The sequence below is a fragment of the Streptomyces sp. NPDC057900 genome (genome assembly GCF_042887885.1).
GTDB lineage: Bacteria > Actinomycetota > Actinomycetes > Streptomycetales > Streptomycetaceae > Streptomyces.
Map to the genome: position 1 here is coordinate 1092246 of NZ_JBHVOI010000001.1, position 13014 is coordinate 1105259.

Consider the following 13014-nt stretch of genomic DNA (forward strand, 5'->3'; position numbering starts at 1 on the left):
ATGACCGGCCGTCAGAAGGACCGCCCCTGGCTCATGCGGACGTACGCCGGTCACTCGACCGCGGAGGCGTCCAACGAGCTCTACCGGCGCAACCTCGCCAAGGGCCAGACAGGCCTCTCTGTCGCCTTCGACCTGCCCACCCAGACCGGGTACGACCCCGACCACATCCTCGCCCGCGGCGAGGTGGGCCGGGTCGGCGTGCCCGTATCGCACCTCGGTGACATGCGCCGGCTGTTCCAGGACATCCCGCTGGAACAGATGAACACCTCGATGACGATCAACGCCACCGCGATGTGGCTGCTGGCGCTCTACCAGGTGGTCGCGGAGGAGCAGGGCGCCGACGCGGACAAGCTCCAGGGCACCACGCAGAACGACATCGTGAAGGAGTACCTCTCGCGCGGGACGCACGTCTTCCCGCCGGGCCCCTCGCTGCGGCTGACCACCGACATGATCACGTACACGGTCAACCGCATCCCCAAGTGGAACCCGATCAACATCTGCAGCTACCACCTCCAGGAGGCCGGGGCCACCCCGGTCCAGGAGATCGCGTACGCCATGTCGACGGCCATCGCGGTCCTCGACGCCGTACGCGACTCCGGGCAGGTGCCGCCGGAGAAGTTCGGCGCCGTCGTCGCCCGGATCTCCTTCTTCGTGAACGCGGGCGTCCGGTTCATCGAGGAGATGTGCAAGATGCGCGCCTTCGGCCGCATCTGGGACCGGATCACCCAGGAGCGCTACGGCATCACCGACGCCAAGCAGCGCCGCTTCCGCTACGGCGTCCAGGTCAACTCGCTCGGCCTGACCGAGGCCCAGCCGGAGAACAACGTCCAGCGCATCGTCCTGGAGATGCTGGCCGTCACCCTCTCCAAGGACGCCCGCGCCCGCGCGGTGCAGCTGCCCGCCTGGAACGAGGCGCTGGGGCTGCCGCGCCCCTGGGACCAGCAGTGGTCGCTCCGTATCCAGCAGGTCCTCGCCCACGAGAGCGATCTGCTGGAGTACGAGGACATCTTCGCCGGGTCCCACGTCATCGAGGCCAAGGTGGACGAGCTGGTCACCGAATCGCTCGCGGAGATCGACCGGATCCAGGGGATGGGCGGCGCGATGGCGGCCGTCGAGTCCGGCTACCTCAAGTCCGAGCTGGTCTCCTCGCACGCCGCCCGGCGGGCCCGGATCGAGAGCGGCGACGAGAAGATCGTCGGCGTCAACATCCACCAGGGCACCGAGCCCAATCCGCTCACCGCCGACCTCGACGCCGCCATCATGACGGTCGACCCGGCGAACGAGGCCAAGGTCGTCGCCGCACTCCACGACTGGCGCGACAACCGCGACGAGGCCCGCGCCACCGAGGCCCTGACCCTCCTGAAGAAGGCCGCCGCGGGCACCGAGAACATGATGGAGGCCACCGTCGAGTGCGCCCGCGCCGGCGTCACCACGGGCGAGTGGTCCTGGGCGCTGCGCGACGTCTTCGGCGAGTTCCGCGCCCCGACCGGGGTGTCGTCCGCCCCGGTCGCGGTGACCGCGGAGGAGGGCACCCCGCTGGCCCTGGTACGCGAGAAGGTCGCCCGGACGGCCGCGGACCTGGGCGTGGGCCGGCTGCGGCTGCTCGTCGGCAAGCCCGGCCTGGACGGGCACTCCAACGGCGCCGAGCAGATCGCGGTGCGCGCCCGCGACGCCGGATTCGAGGTCGTCTACCAGGGCATCCGCCTGACGCCGGAGCAGATCGTCTCGGCCGCCGTCGCCGAGGACGTGCACTGCGTCGGCCTCTCGATCCTGTCCGGCTCGCACGCCGAGCTGGTGCCTGACGTGCTGACCCGGCTCCGCCGCACCGGCGCCGGTGACATCCCGGTCATCGCGGGCGGGATCATCCCGCCCGCGGACGCCGCGGCCCTGATCAAGGCCGGTGTGGCCGCCGTATTCACCCCGAAGGACTTCGGCATCACGGAGATCATCGGCCGTATCGTCGACGAGATCCGGAAAGCGAACAAGCTCGACCCTCTGGAGGTCCCCGCATGACCACTCCCACCGCCCCCGTGAACCGGCTGCGCCCGCGCCGCTCCTGTCTCGCCGTGCCCGGCTCGAACCCCCGGTTCCTGGAGAAGGCCCAGGGCCTCCCGGCCGACCAGGTGTTCCTGGACCTGGAGGACGCCTGCGCGCCGCTCGCCAAGGAGGGCGCCCGGCACCACATCGTCGACGCGCTGAACAACGGTGACTGGACGGGCAAGACCCGGGTCGTGCGGGTCAACGACTGGACGACGCACTGGACGTACCGCGACGTCATCACGGTCGTCGAGGGCGCGGGCGCCAACCTCGACTGCATCATGCTGCCGAAGGTGCAGGACGCCCAGCAGGTCGTCGCGCTGGACCTGCTGCTCACCCAGATCGAGAAGACGATGGGCTTCGAGGTCGGGAAGATCGGCATCGAGGCGCAGATCGAGAACGCCAAGGGCCTCGTCAACATCGACGACATCGCCGCCGCCTCGCCCCGCCTGGAGACCCTGATCTTCGGCCCGGCCGACTTCATGGCGTCGATCAACATGAAGACCCTGGTCGTCGGCCAGCAGCCGCCCGGGTACGGCGCGGACGCGTACCACTACATCCTGATGCGCATTCTGATGGCGGCCCGCACGCACGATCTCCAGGCGATCGACGGCCCGTTCCTCCAGATCCGCGACGTGGACGCCTACCGCGAGGTCGCGGGCCGCGCGGCGGCGCTCGGCTTCGACGGCAAGTGGGTACTGCACCCCGGTCAGGTCGACGCGGCGAACGAGGTGTTCTCGCCCTCGCAGGAGGACTACGACCACGCCGAGCTGATCCTCGACGCCTACGACTGGTGCACCTCGGAAGAGGGCGGCAAGAAGGGTTCGGCGATGCTCGGCGACGAGATGATCGACGAGGCCAGCCGCAAGATGGCCCTGGTCATCGCGGGCAAGGGCCGCGCGGCCGGCATGCAGCGCACCTCCAAGTTCGAAGCTCCGGAGGCCTGATATGCAGTTCGGGCGCACATACGAGGAATTCGAGATCGGTGCGGTCTACAAGCACTGGCCCGGAAAGACCGTCACCGAATACGACGACCACCTCTTCTGCCTGCTGACCATGAATCACCACCCGCTGCACATGGACAGCAACTACGCGGAGAGCACAACGGATTTCGGTAAGAACGTTGTCGTCGGCAACTACATCTACTCGTTGTTGCTCGGCATGTCGGTGCCGGACGTCTCGGGAAAGGCGATCGCCAACCTGGAGGTCGAATCGCTGAAGCATGTCGCGCCGACCTTCCACGGCGACACGATCTACGGGGAGACGACGGTTCTCGACAAGACCCCGTCGAAGTCCAAGACCGACCGGGGAATCGTTTACGTGGAGACCAGGGGCCACAAGCAGGACGGCACGCTGGTCTGCGTCTTCCGCCGCAAGGTAATGGTCCCCACGGAGACGTACATCAAGGAGCGGGGCGGGGAACAGCCCGGCCGCCCGGAGCCGAAACAGCCTTCGCAGAAGAACGTGGAGAAGTAGCCATGGCCCGACTCGCCCGGACTGCCGGCCTCAGCGATGTCCAGCAGGAAATTCTCTCCACGGTCCGTGATTTCGTCGACAAAGAGATCATTCCGGTCGCCACCCAGCTGGAGCATCGCGACGAGTACCCGGCCGAGATCGTCGAGGGCCTCAAGGAACTCGGACTCTTCGGACTGATGATCCCCGAGGAGTACGGCGGGCTGGGTGAGTCCCTCCTCACGTACGCGCTGTGCGTGGAGGAGATCGCCCGCGGCTGGATGAGCGTGTCCGGGATCATCAACACCCACTTCATCGTCGCGTACATGCTCAAGCAGCACGGCACCCAGGAGCAGAAGGACACCTTCCTGCCCCGGATGGCGCTGGGCGAGGTACGCGGCGCCTTCTCGATGTCCGAGCCGGCTCTGGGCTCCGATGTCGCGGCGATCACTTCGAAGGGCGTCCGGGAGGGCGACGAGTACGTCCTGAACGGCCAGAAGATGTGGCTGACGAACGGCGGCACGTCCAATCTCGTCGCCGTGCTGTGCCGGAGTGACGAAGGCCACCCCGAGGGCGCCCCGCCGCACAAGTCGATGACCACGTTCCTGGTGGAGAAGGAGCCCGGGTTCGGCGAGGTCCGGCCCGGCCTCACCATCCCCGGGAAGATCGACAAGATGGGTTACAAGGGCGTCGACACGACCGAACTCATCATGGACGGGCTACACATTCCAGCCAATCGTGTACTCGGCGGCACCACCGGCCGAGGGTTTTACCAAATGATGGACGGAGTGGAGGTGGGCCGGGTAAATGTCGCCGCACGTGGCTGTGGCGTCGCACAGCGTGCATTCGAGCTGGGTGTTTCCTACGCGCAGCAGCGCCACACCTTCGGAAAACCGATCGCCCAGCACCAGGCGATCCAGTTCAAGCTGGCCGAAATGGCCACCAAGGTCGAGGCCGCTCATGCGATGATGGTAAATGCAGCGCGCAAAAAGGACTCCGGGGAGCGAAACGACCTGGAGGCAGGGATGGCGAAGTACCTCGCCTCCGAGTACTGCAAGGAAGTCGTCGAGGACGCCTTCCGGATCCACGGCGGTTACGGCTTCTCCAAGGAGTACGAGATCGAGCGCCTCTACCGGGAGGCCCCGATGCTGCTGATCGGTGAAGGTACCGCCGAGATCCAGAAAATGATCATTGGGCGCCGACTCCTTGAGGAGTACCGGTTCCAGGGTTGATTGCCCCATTCGCGGTGATTTTACCGCGAAGAAGATCACACCCTGTCACCCTCATGCGGTGCCTTCCAGACGTCCGACTCGGCTGCTGGCTTGCCCAGTTGCGGTCCGCAACCGATAACATCGCCGGAAAAGCCGCCGTCCCCCGTTGCCAGCGCGGCATCATCCGCTACGAAGGTCATCCATGCCCGACAGCCATACCTCTGCACCACGCGGCGGGGTCCGCCTCGCACGCGGAGCTTCGCCGTGGCTCCTCCCGACCGTCGCCACCGCCGCACTCAGCCTGTCCCGGGCCCGCAGGTCCGGGCGCTGGGCGGCCGTGGCCGTGCCCACCACCGCGCTCGCGGCGGGCATGCTGTGGTTCTTCCGCGACCCCGAGCGCGAGATCACCCAGGGGCGCGTCATCTCACCGGCCGACGGCGTGGTGCAGAGCATCATGCCGTGGAAGGACGGACGCACCCGCGTCGCGATCTTCATGAGCCCGCTCAACGTCCATGTCAACCGCGCGCCACTGGCCGGCACGGTGACATCGGTCGAGCACATCCCCGGCGGCTTCGTTCCGGCTTTCAACAAGGAGAGCGAGAACAACGAGCGCGTTGTCTGGCACTTCGACACCGAGCTCGGCGACATCGAGATGGTGCAGATCGCGGGTGCCGTCGCCCGCCGCATCGTCCCGTACGTCCCGCAGGGCACGAAGGTGGATCAGGGCGAGCGGATCGGCCTGATCCGGTTCGGCTCCCGGGTCGACATCTACCTTCCGGAAGGTATCGATGTCGCGGTCGAGGTCGGCCAGGCCACCACCGCGGGGGTGACTCGAATTGACCGTGATTGATCCTGAGACACAGGCGGGCTGGGTACCCGAGTCGGAAGCCGAGGACGACACCGAGGACATGCCGCTCTCAATGCGGCTGTCGATAGCGGACACCCTCACCCTCGGTAACGCCACGTGCGGTTTCATGGCGGTGTACTTCACCACCACGGGCATCCTCATCCCGCACCTCACGGGCAGCGACGAGAGCGGCATGGCGCGGCACTCCGCGGCCACCGCCGTGATCCTGATGCTCATGGCCGCGATCTTCGACCTGTTCGACGGACTCGTGGCCCGCAAGCTGCGCTCCTCGCCGATGGGTGCCGAGCTGGACAACCTCTCGGACCTCGTCAGCTTCGGGCTCGCCCCGGCGTACTTCGTCCTCGTGTACGGCATGGTCGCGGACGACGCACACCAGCGGGTCTCGGCACTGGCGGCGATCGTCGTGCTGCTGGCGGTGGTGCTCAGGCTTGCCAGATTCTCCTGCGTGACCTTGAAGGACGGCATGTTCCAGGGCATGCCGAGCCCCTTCGGAGCGCTCACGGTCATCTCGATCGTGCTCCTGGAGCTGCCCTTCGTGCCGACGCTGCTCGCGATCGTCGGAGTGGCGTGGCTGATGGTCAGCCGGGTCGAGTACCCCAAGCCGCGGGGTGTCCTCGCGGTGGCGATGCTCGGCTGGATCGTGGCCGCGATGGGCCTCCTGGCCGCTTGGGCGTTCGACGCCCCCGGCGGTCAGCTGCTGCTCCAGACCGGCTGTGCGCTCCAGGTGGTCCTGGGGGCGGTCATCCCGCTCTTCGCGACCGCCCGCCGGGTGAACACGTTCCGCGACAACCGGCGCGAGGCACGGGCGGCGCAGCTGCCGTAACGTCTCACGCACGTCATGCGCGAGGGCCCGGATGCTCCCCAGCATCCGGGCCCTCGCGCGTGCCCGGGGACAGCCCCGGGCTCTCGTGCATGACCGGGTCATCCCCCGATGACCGAACGGATCCAGCCGAGCTGCCGGGAGATCTCGCCCGCCCCGGCCGTCCGATCCCGGTCGGAGCCGTCGAAGACGCCGAGGAGGGTCTCGGTGCCGTGCGGGCCGATGCTCATCACCGGGCCGCCGGAGTCGCCGCCCGCGGGGATGCCGGAGACCCTCGCCATGCAGAAGTCCGATCCGCCCGGCACGGTGTAGCCCTCGCAGCGCGGGGCGGTCGGGCGCAGGACCCGTAGAACCGACTGCTTGAGCACGGGTGACTGACAGCTGTTCTCGTCCCCGGTGCAGGTGGCGCCCCAGCCGTACTGCCGCACGAGCCGGCCGGGGCGCACGGCGGCCGTGGCGAGCCGCGCGGTGCGGATCTTCATCGGCGGGACCTTGACGAGCATCATGTCGGCGCGCGCGCTTCCCACCCGGCCGCGCGGCACCGGATGCAGCGTGGTGCCCTTGCGCACGTCGAGGCTGCCGACCCGGAACGAGATCCGCTTGTCCGCGACGGGCTGCCCCTGCTCGAAGAAGCAGTGCGAGGCAGTGATGATCCAGCGGCGGGCGATCGCCGTACCGGTGCAGGCCGGGGCGCCGTCGACGAACATGCGCACCGCCCACGGACCGTAGGCGCTCTTCGATCCGCCGATCACGGCGGAGGCGGACGGTGACGACATCACCGAAGCCGTGACCGCCAGCAAGGCGGTCACCAGCAATACACGGACACGACGAACCATTCGGAACAGCTCCTCTGATCGGGGCACGGGCCGTACGGCTGGTCAGATACCCGGCCGGGCCGAAAGGTTCCGATTGGAACGAATGAATCGAATGAATGAAATAAAGCGAATGACCCGAATGAACTTTCGCATTCAATCTTCGATGCGAAACCCCTGATTCCGATTGCGAACACGTGGCCGAATATCACCCCGCATTGCGCCCGTCCCCCATACGGGGACTCCGCCGATTTCCCGCCGGGCAGGGCGGTACGGTGCCGACGCGGAAGCACCGCCGCGACCCGGCGGGGGAAAGAGGGGGAGTTCTGCGGATGTCGGACTGGCCACTGGCGATCGGTGTGCTCGGCACATTGACGATGCTGTTCTTCTTCTGCGCGGGTGACCGGCTCATCGGCAGAGCGAGCGGCCGCACGCCCTGGGGCATCCTCGGTTTCGTCGTCTCGCAGATGGTGGAGAAAGGGACCTGGATCTTCCCCGGCTCCACCCCCGCCTGGTACGGGCCGTCGACCTACGTCTCCGCGATGGTGGCCGGTTTCGCGGGCTTCGCACGCCTCCAGCTGACCAGCGCGGAGCAGCGCGCCAACCCGGACAACAATCCGTTGGCGGCGAACGAGCGCGCGGCCGCAGGCGAGGACCGGCTGCGGAACTACGCCGTATCCGACGATCTGGCGGTCCTGGACGCGGCGGTGGACGACTTCCGCGCAGCCACCCGGCAGAGCGTGGGACACGCCAACCACCTCGTCCACGTCACCGGCCTCATCCGGGCGGCCCGGATGCGGTACGAGCGGCTCGGCCGGCTCCAGGACCTCGACGAGGCCGTCGAAGCCGGTGAAGGGGCGAGCCGGGCCCGGGGGGCCGGCCAGGCCCGGGGCAGGATGCTCTGCCAGCTCAGCACCGCGTTACGGCTGCGCTACGACCACCTCGGCGCGGCGGACGATCTGGCGCGGGCCGTCGCCGGCGGGCGCGAGGCCGTACGGCTCGTCCCGTCCCGCAGTCCCCACTTCCCCGGTACGTGCGGCCAGTTCGGCGCCGCCCTGCACAGCGAGTTCCTGCGCACCGACGACATGGACGTCCTGGAACAGGCCGTGGCCCAGGTGTCGGCCGCGGTGGACTGGTCCGACGGACGCGGCTACCGGCGCGCGGCGGACCGGGCCACCCTCTGCTACCTGCTGGTGCAGCGCGGGAAGCGCACCGGGGACCTCGGGGACATCGACCGGGCCGTGCGGACGGGGCGGGAGGCGCTGGAGACGGTCGCGCCGGGCGAGGCGATGTACGGGACGTGCCTGAGCAACCTCGGCCTGGCGCTGCGTACCCGGCACGGGCTGCGGGCGGGCGCGGAGCGCGCGCCGGCCACGGACGATCTGGACGAGGCGATCGGCCTGAGCGAGCGCGCCCTGAGCACGGCGCCGACGGATGCCCCGGAACGGGCGGTGTACCAGGTCGTCGCGGCGCTGGCCCTTCGCGACCGGGGCCAGTACGACACCGCCCGCGCACCGGGCGGGGCGGCCGGCGGAGCGGGTTCCACGGCCGGTGCCGCCGACCGCACCAAGAAGCTGGACCTGGCCCTCGACGCGGCGCGGGCCGCGGCGACCCACCCCAGGGCCGACGTTCCGACGCGGATGCGGGCCGGACTGCTCTGGAGCGATATCGCGGCCTCCGGAGCCCGCTACCGGGACGCGATGACGGCGTTCGAGACCGTCATCGCGCTGCTCCCCCGGCTGGCGGGCCGCGAACTGCGCCGGGCGGACCAGGAGGACCGGCTCGGCCGGTACAGCGGTGTCGCGGCGGACGCCGCCGCGTGTGCCCTCTTCGAGGGCGCGCCCGAGCGGGCGGTGGCGATGCTGGAGCTGGGGCGCGGGGTGCTGCTGTCGCGGGAGCTGGATCTGCGCTCCGACATCGGTGAGCTGCGGGCCCGGAAGCCTTCGCTGGCCCGGGAGTTCGAGGAGTTGCGGGCATCCCTCGCCGAGGGGCGCGCGGAGCGGCCCGCGGGTGATGCGGCGGACTCGCGCTCCCGGCGGCGTGCGGAGGGCGAGCGCTGGGACGTGCTGCTGCGCGAGATCCGTGCGCTCGACGGGCTCGCGGACTTCGCGGGGCCGCCCTCCCCGCAGCGGCTGCTCGCCGGTGCGGCCGAGGGCGCCGTCGTCTATCTCAACGTGAGCCGGTTCCGCTCCGACGCGGTCATCATCGCCCCCGACGGGATCCGTTCCGTCCCGCTGCGGGTCACCCCGGACGAGGCCGAGCACCGGCAGCGCACGCTGGACGCCGCACTGGCCGCCGGGCACGGTGGCGAGGCGGAACGGGCGGCGGCGGTGCACGAGGTGCTCGGCTGGCTGTGGGACGCGCTGGCCGAGCCGGTGCTGAACGCCCTGAAGGATCTGCACGCGGCACACCGCGGGCCGGGGCTGCCGCGTGTGTGGTGGGTGCCCACCGGTTCGCTCGCGCTGCTGCCCGTCCACGCGGCGGGGCACCGCGGCGGTACCCGCTCGCTGCTCGACCGGGTGGTCTCTTCCTACACGCCCACGATGCGTTCCCTGGCCGCCGCCCGGACGGCCCGGACCACCGGAGCCCCTTCGGCCCGGCGGCGGGTGCCCCTCGCGGTCGCCATGTCCAGCACGCCGGGAGCGGAGCCGCTCACCGGGGCGGAGGCGGAGGCGCGGATGGTGCGGGGGCTGTTCCCTGGGACCGTCCGGCTCACGGACGCGGACGCGACGCGGGAGCGGGTCCTGGGCGCGCTCCCGGACCATGCCTGGGCGCACTTCGCCTGCCACACGGCGACCGATCCCGACGTCCCCTCACGCAGCGGGCTGCTCCTGCACGATCACCAGCGGGGGTTGCTGACCGTGGAGGACGTGTCGCGGCTGGAGCTGGGCAGCCCGGAGCTCGCCTATCTGTCCTCGTGCGACACCGCCCGCACCGCGCCCCGCCACGCCGATGAGTCCATCCATCTCGCCTCTGCCTTCCAACTGGCGGGCTACCGGCAGGTCGTCGCGACCCTGTGGCGGGTGGAGGACGAGGTCAGCTCCGTGTTCGCGGAGAACGTCTACACGGAGCTGGCGCGGGCGGTACGGTCCGGCGCACCGGTCGACGCGGCGGCCGCGGTGCGGCACGCCACCCTGGCGGTCCGTGAGCTGTGCCCCAACCTGCCGCAGTTCTGGGCGGGTTATCTGCACGTCGGATGCTGAAGGGCACCGCCCGGCGGCTCAGGCTCCGGCGGCTCAGCCCCCGGCCGGCGGCGCACCGGACGAATCTGCCGGGTCGGACAGGTCGGCGGGCTCCGACGGCCGCGCGGCCGCGTCGGCGTCCCGCGCCGGGAAGGAGACTCCCGCCCGGTCCGAGGGGCCCCGGGTCGGTTCCGGGATGGAGAGGACCGGCGTGTGCCCCCGGAAATCCCCGCCGCCCTTCAGCCGCAACCTCTTCTCGAACGCGGTCGGTTCGGGCTCTTCGGCCCGGGGTGCGGTCATCCTGGCTCCTCTGTGGTCCGGGCGGCCGGGAGGCTCGCCGCCGGGGGCTCCGGGGGTGCGGCGGACGGCGGGGCCAGGAGTTCCAGCACATCGGTGTCCGCCGCTCTGATGTGGATCCCGGCGCTGTCCCGGACGGGCCGGACGAAGCCGCCGTCCGGCTTCATCAGCCACGCGGTCTCCAGGTAGATCTCGGGGGCCTGCGGATACGAGGTGGCGTACGACCGGCCCCCGTACCAGCCGCCCACCCAGGCGCCGTCGCGCAGCCGCATGCGGACGAAGCAGGGGCCGGACCGGCGGAACAGGTGGTCCCAGGCGGTGGGCGTCGAGCTGTAGCGCGCGGGCCGCCGCTGCCGCTGCCACCAGGTGACACCGCCCGCGGCCACCGCCGGCACGGCGACGAAGAGCACCAGGGCCAGCAGCCCGGCCGTCCGGGGCTGCTGTGCGACGGCCTCCCGGCCACCCGCCCCGGTGTGCCGGGCGAAGCGCACCAACCAGGGCCCGGCCGCGACCAGATACAGGGTGTCGAGCACGACGGACGCCGCCACGGCGCGCAGTACCCGCTCCCCCAGGTCGCGTTCACCGGGAACCGGGCCCCGCCAGCGCTCCCGCAGGAACTGATAGGTGACGCCCGGCAGGACGAACAGCACCAGCATGGCGATCTGGACCGGGGTCGAGGGGGACTGCCCCATCACATGCCCCGCAGGCCCTCGGACGGATCGTGCGCGATCAGCCTGGCCCGCCGCGCGCGGAGCGCCAGCACGGCCGCCGCCACCAGCGTGGAGATCGCCACCCAGGGTCTCGCGCCCACGATCAGCGCGGCGGTCTGCGACTGCCGGGAGAAGGCCAGCGCGACCAGCAGCCCGCCGACCAGCCAGAGCACTCCCGACATCCGTCTCGGCGCGGTCATCTCCGCGAGCAACAGCATCGCTCCGAGCAACGCCGTGATCGCCACCGACAGCGTGAACGGATCACTCGCCACGAGCACCCGGTACTCCCCGATGTTCAACAGGCTGAGCACCGCGAGCCACTTGGCCCGGCCGAAGCCGATGAGGGGTGACAGGACCACAAGGCCCAGCACCAGTCCGTACACCACGGACTCCGGTACCCGCATGAACCGACTCCCCCGACCGCCCGCACGCCTGTCAGCGCCCTGCCCTCAGATGCTAGTCACGCCCGGGGAACATCGCGGTCCCTCGTTCGGGTGATCGCGGGCGTTCGCCCCGGCGCCGTTCACGGGGCCGGGCAGGACCGGCCCCGGTCCCGCGCGCTCAGGCGGCAGGGGGCGAGGAGGTGCTGCCGCGTACTTCCAGCCGGGTCGACAGCTCAAGCCGCAGGGTGTCCACCTGCTCTCCGTCGATGATCCGCAGCAGCGTCGTCGCGGCCATCGACGCCATCTCCAGGAGCGGCTGGCGCACGGTCGTCAGTGCCGGATGGGTCCAGCGCGCAACGGGCAGGTCATCGAAGCCGATCACGCTCATGCCGGCCGGAATCTCCACCCCGCGGGCCCGGAGCGCCTCGAACGCCCCCAGCGCCTGGAGGTCGCTCGCGGCGAAGACGGCGGTGGGCGGGTCCTCCCCGCGCGCGGCGGCCTCGTCCAGCAGACGTGCCGTCCCGGTGCGCCCGGAGGCGTCGTTGAACTCGCCGTACGACACCCAGCCGTCCGGCACCGGCAGCTCGGCGCGCTCCATGGCCGCCCGGAACCCGTCGGCGCGAGCCCTGCTGCACAGTAGCTGGCGCGGCCCCGCGAGATGGGCGATCCGGGTGTGCCCCAGCCCGATGAGGTGCTCGGTGGCGCTCACGGCCCCCGCCCAGTTGGTCGCTCCGACGGTCGGGACCAGCGCGTCCACACTGCCGACGGGGTCGACCAGCACGAAGGGGATGTCCATCGCGCTGAGCCGCCTGCGCTGCTGCGGGGTGAGTTCGGAGACCACCAGAATGGCGCCGCTGCTGCGGCGCGCGGCCAGTTGGTCCAGCCATTCGCGGGTGTCCGCGCTCCGGCCGTGGACCGCGGACAGGACCATGCTGGCGCCCGCTTCGGCCAGGACCTCGTCCACGCCCCGGATGATCTCGACGGACCACAGGCTGTCGAGCTCGTTGAGCACGAGGTCCACGACGCCGCCCCGGCGACGGGCGGGGCGGCGTTCATAGCCGAGGTCGTCCATCACGGACTCGACGCGCTCCTTGGTCTCGGCGGAGACGTCGGAGCGGTCGTTGAGCACCTTGGACACCGTGGAGACGGAGACACCGGCCACCGAGGCGATCTTGTTCAGGGTGACCCTGCCGGAGGTGCCGGTGGGCTCCGTCGTCATCCTTGCCGTCCGTTTCTCTGTGT

At 70.4% G+C, this 13014-nt stretch carries 12 protein-coding genes; 7 read left to right on the top strand and 5 right to left on the bottom strand.

Annotation, left to right across the window (positions count from 1 at the left end):
* From ACFVQ0_RS04515 to pssA, 6 genes are all read left to right on the top strand, one after another.
* Positions 1-2013, top strand: coding sequence for a protein meaA (locus tag ACFVQ0_RS04515; protein WP_390084460.1), 2013 nt, complete (start codon positions 1-3; stop codon positions 2011-2013).
* Positions 2010-2984 (top strand): HpcH/HpaI aldolase/citrate lyase family protein, encoded by a 975-nt coding sequence (locus tag ACFVQ0_RS04520; protein ID WP_390084462.1) that lies wholly within the window; start codon positions 2010-2012, stop codon positions 2982-2984. Before ACFVQ0_RS04515 ends, ACFVQ0_RS04520 begins: the two co-directional genes overlap by 4 nt.
* A 1-nt stretch (position 2985) precedes the next feature.
* Positions 2986-3513: a MaoC family dehydratase gene (locus tag ACFVQ0_RS04525; RefSeq protein WP_073734210.1), complete on the top strand. Its 528-nt coding sequence runs from the start codon at positions 2986-2988 to the stop codon at positions 3511-3513.
* Positions 3514-3515: 2 nt separating this feature from the next.
* Positions 3516-4721, top strand: coding sequence for an acyl-CoA dehydrogenase family protein (locus ACFVQ0_RS04530; RefSeq protein WP_390084464.1), 1206 nt, complete (start codon positions 3516-3518; stop codon positions 4719-4721).
* A gap of 181 nt (positions 4722-4902) precedes the next feature.
* Complete coding sequence (locus ACFVQ0_RS04535; protein ID WP_024489890.1) at positions 4903-5550, top strand: phosphatidylserine decarboxylase; 648 nt, start codon at positions 4903-4905, stop codon at positions 5548-5550.
* A complete protein-coding gene (gene pssA / locus ACFVQ0_RS04540) occupies positions 5537-6391 on the top strand; it encodes a CDP-diacylglycerol--serine O-phosphatidyltransferase (RefSeq protein WP_390084466.1) in 855 nt (284 codons plus the stop codon). The genes ACFVQ0_RS04535 and pssA overlap by 14 nt, the downstream gene beginning before the upstream one ends.
* A gap of 98 nt (positions 6392-6489) precedes the next feature.
* On the opposite strand, the gene ACFVQ0_RS04545 is transcribed toward pssA, so the two are convergent.
* Positions 6490-7224: a S1 family peptidase gene (locus ACFVQ0_RS04545; RefSeq protein ID WP_390084468.1), complete on the bottom strand. Its 735-nt coding sequence runs from the start codon at positions 7222-7224 to the stop codon at positions 6490-6492.
* Positions 7225-7532: 308 nt separating this feature from the next.
* Here ACFVQ0_RS04545 and ACFVQ0_RS04550 point away from each other — a divergent pair, with 308 nt between their 5' ends.
* Positions 7533-10403 (top strand): CHAT domain-containing protein, encoded by a 2871-nt coding sequence (locus ACFVQ0_RS04550; RefSeq protein ID WP_390084470.1) that lies wholly within the window; start codon positions 7533-7535, stop codon positions 10401-10403.
* Positions 10404-10436: 33 nt separating this feature from the next.
* Here ACFVQ0_RS04550 and ACFVQ0_RS04555 read toward each other — a convergent pair whose 3' ends face one another.
* The 4 genes from ACFVQ0_RS04555 to ACFVQ0_RS04570 form a co-directional block, all read right to left on the bottom strand.
* Complete coding sequence (locus ACFVQ0_RS04555) at positions 10437-10682, bottom strand: hypothetical protein (RefSeq protein ID WP_390084472.1); 246 nt, start codon at positions 10680-10682, stop codon at positions 10437-10439.
* Positions 10679-11371: a DUF6338 family protein gene (locus ACFVQ0_RS04560; protein WP_390084474.1), complete on the bottom strand. Its 693-nt coding sequence runs from the start codon at positions 11369-11371 to the stop codon at positions 10679-10681. Before ACFVQ0_RS04560 ends, ACFVQ0_RS04555 begins: the two co-directional genes overlap by 4 nt.
* Complete coding sequence (locus ACFVQ0_RS04565) at positions 11371-11793, bottom strand: hypothetical protein (protein ID WP_390084476.1); 423 nt, start codon at positions 11791-11793, stop codon at positions 11371-11373. The genes ACFVQ0_RS04560 and ACFVQ0_RS04565 overlap by 1 nt, the downstream gene beginning before the upstream one ends.
* A gap of 157 nt (positions 11794-11950) precedes the next feature.
* Positions 11951-12991: a LacI family DNA-binding transcriptional regulator gene (locus tag ACFVQ0_RS04570; RefSeq protein WP_390084478.1), complete on the bottom strand. Its 1041-nt coding sequence runs from the start codon at positions 12989-12991 to the stop codon at positions 11951-11953.
* Positions 12992-13014: the final 23 nt, after the last annotated feature.